The following is a 5380-nucleotide window of genomic DNA, read 5'->3' as shown; positions in this document are numbered from 1 at the left end:
TAATCAATTTATCGTGTGTTGGCTATATTTGCCTTCTATTTGTGAATGGAGTTATTCGGATAAGAGGGTGCTGCTGCAGATAATATCTATGAGAATTTGCTCTAATATGGTTTTAGTACTATTGATAATGGTAAATACTGGAGTACTACAAAGGATAATAATTCTCCTGCACAAGAAGCATGGTATCAGAGCTTCTATCACAGTATCTTCCAAGACCGTAGTCCAGTAATAGGAATTTCATAGTAGCTCTCACTCCAATAGGTCGTTTCATTTATTATTGCTTCGGGCTCTTTGCTTGTCGTGGAGCCATATGAAATATCTGATTATAAAGATATTAAGGCTGTTTGTAAGTTGGTACAAACAGCCTTAAAAATGGGTTATTTTTTGTTTTACTTATTAGCGGAAGGAGAATTTATGTTCTGTACTTCCTCTATAAAATCTTCACCTTTACTGGGTTGGAAGAAATGCGGTGACTGACCAGTTGCTACTCTGTAGAGTCCCACTCCACTTAGTGCTACAGTAAGTATTCGTGCACAATCGCGGAAGAATCTCATCCACATTGGATCGCGATGCTCTTTGATTGTGTCTTGAGTACTATTTAGTGTATTATCAAATGCGGCTAATTGTTCACTTGGTAATAGTTCAGTATTGTTCAAATGTCCTAACAATTCATATGCAGAAGCTAATTTAGCCTCGGTTAAAGCACTTTGATCATCCGTTTCGATTAAGTGTATTAAGTACTTAGTCGTTATTGCCATGAGGCTGTCAATTTTTACGATAGCCGCTCTTTCCCTAGCACTTTGATACGCTTGTACTTGCTTTTGCAATACTTGATTCGTCGTATCAGTATTTTTTAATGCCAGCGCTTCTTTTAATTGTGCTATTTCATCTTGTGCTGCTTTGAGTGCTTCTTTGCTGACTTTTACTGTATCGCTAAGCTCAGCGATGGTGTTGTCCGCTTTTAACAATGTCGCCTTTTCGTTTTTCAGCTCTTCAGCAATTGAGGCTGATTGACTTTTCAAGGTTTCAATTTCCGATTGCAATGCACTAATTCGTTCTTCTTTTGCTACTGCGGTGCTCTCGGAATCTTGTAACATATGCTCTAATTCACTGATTTTTTTAGTTAAGCGTTCCGCAGATTCAGATGCTGATTGCAGTTCCGCTATTTTTATACTTAATTCACCTTTTAATTCGGAGAGTGCTTCTGATAATGCACTTACCTGCTTTTTCATCCCTTTATTAGATGAGGTGACATCAGATACTTGTTGTAGTGCTTCTTTAAGAGCGGTCTCTTTTTCTTCAAGCCGTTGAGTCAATGATTGATTGTGCTCAGTCTGCGTTTTGATTTCTGCTTTTAAACGGATAAGGCTATCGGCAGATTTCAGTAACTGTTTCTTCAGCAGATTATTGAGAACCATCGCCTTTTTGAGCTCGTCGGTTGTTGAACTGAGTTGTTCTTCCTTGGCATCCAATTGTTTGGTCGTGGCTCGCAGCTGATGGTTTGTTGTATCGATGCTTGCGTATCTATAGACGTAATCATAGAAATGTCTTTCCATTTCTTGTGGTTTAGTCTCAAGCACTTCTGGCATTTTTGCCATTATTTTGCTGGCACCAACCACTAAGAGCATTTGTTGTTGCTGAATGTATTGAAATAATCGTCCTTTATATGCTTCATAAGAAACATCTTCCGGACTTATGCCAAACTTGGGTAACATACCCTTCCAGTTCGTGGTTAGCATTTCTTGATCGCACCAAGGCTGTAACACTTCGATTTGCTCTTTAAGTAAATCCAGGTCACCTACCAATTTTTGCGCATTCACCAACCAAGACATCGGACTGTCTGCAGTCGCATCTTGATCATCAGTCTGTTTGTCAAAGTTTGCTAATACCATTTTTTCATCAGCAGATAATTTATTGGCAAGCGATAAAAGCGAGTTTTGATGCATAATCACCGTGCCAGTCAAATCAGATTGCACTGAAACAGTAAGGCTTTTTGCCAATTCGATAAGAGTCGGGTCTTTAATTAACGTACCAAATGTTGCATCTGCGAGCGTTTTAAATGTATTTTCCACACAACTTCTACATTGTGCACGTTCTTCCTGAGACAAATGATTTCGCAAATAGACTTGGGCTACTGTATTAACAAGATAGGATAGTGACTCTTTCACTAATGGATGATTCCCCTCCTTTTGCAGTAATTGCTTGATCATATAAGAACCAGGCGCTACAGACTTAGATAAATTTTCTGTTGAAAATGCTGTTTCTATATTGTTTTTGAGCCATTCAACCTGTTCTGTTAATGATTTTCCAAAGAAATCAGCACCATCTAGTTGATAGGTCATCCATAATTTTACATGTTGCAAATTAAGAAAATTTTCTCCATCACCATGTACCTCAAGATTTGTAATCGGAGTATTGCCTCGCTGACGGAAGTGGACTTGTCTTTCTGCCATATATTGGCCTAAGCCTGTGTAATTTCTCGTGGCCAACCATTCAAATGCAGGATAATTCTCCATAATGTGTTTGTAATTGTCGAGTAACTGACGGTTTCTTTCTGCTCTGTCAGCAGGCAGGCAGGCGTTGACAACCGCATCAAGTGCCGGATGTTCAAAGTTAATTTCTTGCTCGAGCGCTAAGCCATCAGGAAAGGTGAAATCAATCCATTGTCTTAGCACCAGATCCTGGACTCCGGATAGATCTTTCGTTTTCAACGTGTCTGGAACCGGGGAGCCATTATGATCGTACTGGTTTCCATCTCCTGTGCCATGGCAGCCAGGGATTACTTCATAGGGCATACCTAATGGAATAATCGGCTTAAAGCCTCTGGACGTTTCATGCTTTTGGACAAGTTCATGTTTTTTGGCTACGAATGAAGGCAAAGTATATAAAGCCTCTTCTTGCCAGCCTACACGGATTATTTTAGCAATGTTACCGCCTGGTACAGGATCAAGGACAAAAAGATTGACCTGCAATTTATTTAGATTATCTAAAAGAGCTTCCTTTAGTGTTTCATCATTCTCATTAGCCCCCTTATCAGGTATTAGCTTATTTAATTCAGTGAGTGTCTGGCTGGTGTAGGGGTATATGTTGCTTTTAACGCTATCACTCTCACTGATAATGGTTGCCAGCGTTTTGCGTTGAGAGAGATCTTTTTGTAAATCTTGTGCTAATGCAGCACGAATACGCTCCAATTCATGGGTGAGTACAATGGCCTGTGCTCCTCCACGGCTAAATCCTGAGATGCTCAGATTGGTTTTACCTTCAGCAATAGCACCAAGGGCCAACATTAAGGCTTTGGCAAGTCGGTCACCGATTTCATATCCCGGAATATCAGCTCCATTAACCACATCAACTGAGTCTGAATGATAGGGATGGGCATAACTAGGTGATTTGAGGTTATCTGCATCCGCAGCTATTGTTGCTTTTTCACCTAATACATGGGTCATTAGCTGGGCCGTATACGAAAAGGTTTCTCCTCGTACATAAGAGGTCATAATGCTAGGATCGGTTGGTCTATTAACGAAATTAACCCCGGTGCCTAATAAAAATAAATGATGCTCTTGTTTAGGAGCTGGCTTATTTTTTAATTTTGTTAGTAGATCTTGATAATACTGCGTCATGGAATTGATCCTAATTTTATTGTTTATGGTTATATTTTATTCGATTAACCTTAAGACAATATTATGTATTATACGCACCTTGCATCTTTTTCAGTCTTTTCGTTGATGTCATGTGAGCACGGATTGTTCCATGAGCTTATGATTCTGATTGGGTGTTCAAAAATATTATGGGTTTTTAATCGGGCTGTTTGCTGTAAAATGAGGTACATTTACGATGGGGATATAATTATTTCTATAAAAAACAAGGTGTTCTAACCCGTAACCAGTTGATGTTACAGGTCAGAATCAAAATTAGAATGGGATGTCATCATCTAGTTGATCAAAGGCATCATGAGCGGCCTGAGATGGTTGTGGTCGGCTGGTATTTTGTTGATACTGGGCCGGTGCTGCTTGTTTCGTTTGTGGCATGTCTTCATAACTTGAGCCACTGTTGCCTTTACTGTCCAGCATCTGGATATCGGAAGCAACGATTTCTGTGGTGTATCTGTCTTGTCCTTGCTGATCTTGCCATTTACGAGTACGCAGACTGCCTTCTACATAAAGTTTTGAGCCTTTGCGAACGTATTCACCTGCAATCTCGCCTAAACGGTTAAAACAGACAACTCGGTGCCATTCAGTGCGGTCTTGTTTTTCCCCGGTGGTTTTGTCTTTCCATGATTCACTGGTTGCAATTGATAAGGTCGTTACTGCATTGCCATTTGGTAAATAGCGAACATCAGGATCAACTCCTACGTTACCAACCAAGATGACTTTATTTATTCCTCTTGCCATGTTTTATCTCCTGTATGCGAAAGTTAGAGAGAAAGATTATACCTAATTAAAGGGGGCTTGCGTAGCAACTGGTTAAAATTAAACCGATTCGCTATGGGGTGAAAGAATTTGCTCAGCACTTCCTGGCACGTATTTATCACGATTAATCCTAATATAAATGACTTGCTCTTCTTCTGATAGCGCCACTTCATTTATACCTTTAACCGCCAATAATGCATTTATTATGGTGTTTTGTTCTTCTGAACGAGGTGAATAATGGAGGATCAGTGTAGAGACATAAACATTGGGTTGCATAAATACAGCAATAGCCAACCAGATAAAGCCTAACAAGGCATTGATCAAAAAAATACCCTGACTGCTATGCCATTGGTATAATATTCCCGCGAGTGCTCCGCCCACAAAAATACCCAGGAATTGACTGGTTGAATAGACTCCCATCGCTGTTCCTTTGCTTTGTGGGTTTGCTTGCTTTGATATAAGAGATGGCAGGGTGGCTTCAAGAATATTGAATGCGATGAAATAAACAAACATTAGAGTACAAAGGCCATACCAATTCTGACTGGCAAATGCTAGTAAAAATTGGGCGCAAGCCGAAAACAATACAGACGAGACAAAGACGGATTTCATTCGTTTTTTCTTTTCCGCCATGATGATAAATGGAATCATCACTACGAATGAAAAGAGCATTAACGGTAAATAAAAATGCCACTGCTGGGTTAAATGCCCTAGTTTTACATGTTGGGCAAGTAATAGCGGGATCGCAAAAAAGGTGGAGGTCAGAATAAAATGCTGACAGAAAATACCAACATTCAATCGTTGTAAATGCCGGTTAGTTATCACTGGTTTAAAAAGAGAAATATTGGCTTCACTATCAGCATGAAAGCATTCTTTTTGGGGGGTGGGAATCACCAGGTGCAGCAAAAAAATACCCGCTACTGCTAAGAAGGTTGTGAGATAAAAAATGCCTGCAAGCCCTGAATGATGAGAAA

General features: G+C 39.9%; 3 protein-coding genes. All 3 read right to left on the bottom strand.

From position 1 onward, the window contains the following. Positions 1–389 precede the first annotated feature (389 nt). The gene (locus Q0495_RS01745; protein ID WP_298622417.1) at positions 390–3620 is read right to left on the bottom strand and encodes a hypothetical protein; all 3231 of its coding nucleotides are present in this window, start codon (positions 3618–3620) and stop codon (positions 390–392) included. 291 nt (positions 3621–3911) lie between these two features. Beyond that, positions 3912–4391 (bottom strand): single-stranded DNA-binding protein, encoded by a 480-nt coding sequence (gene ssb, locus Q0495_RS01740; RefSeq protein ID WP_298622415.1) that lies wholly within the window; start codon positions 4389–4391, stop codon positions 3912–3914. Positions 4392–4469: 78 nt separating this feature from the next. Then, positions 4470–5380, bottom strand: a 911-nt coding sequence (locus Q0495_RS01735; RefSeq protein WP_298622413.1) for an MFS transporter, incomplete at its 5' end; no start/stop codon positions are given.

The organism is uncultured Legionella sp., from assembly GCF_937871865.1.
Classification (GTDB): Bacteria; Pseudomonadota; Gammaproteobacteria; order Legionellales; family Legionellaceae; genus Legionella.
The sequence above is the reverse complement of the archived record's forward strand: the minus strand, read 5'-3'. Positions and strand labels throughout refer to the sequence as shown.

What these genes read in the sequence shown, in the direction of transcription:
- Q0495_RS01745 (WP_298622417.1), bottom strand. Translation starts at nt 3,620, where the DNA reads ATGACGCAGTATTATCAAGATCTACTAACAAAATTAAAAAATAAGCCA.
- ssb (WP_298622415.1), bottom strand. Translation starts at nt 4,391, where the DNA reads ATGGCAAGAGGAATAAATAAAGTCATCTTGGTTGGTAACGTAGGAGTT.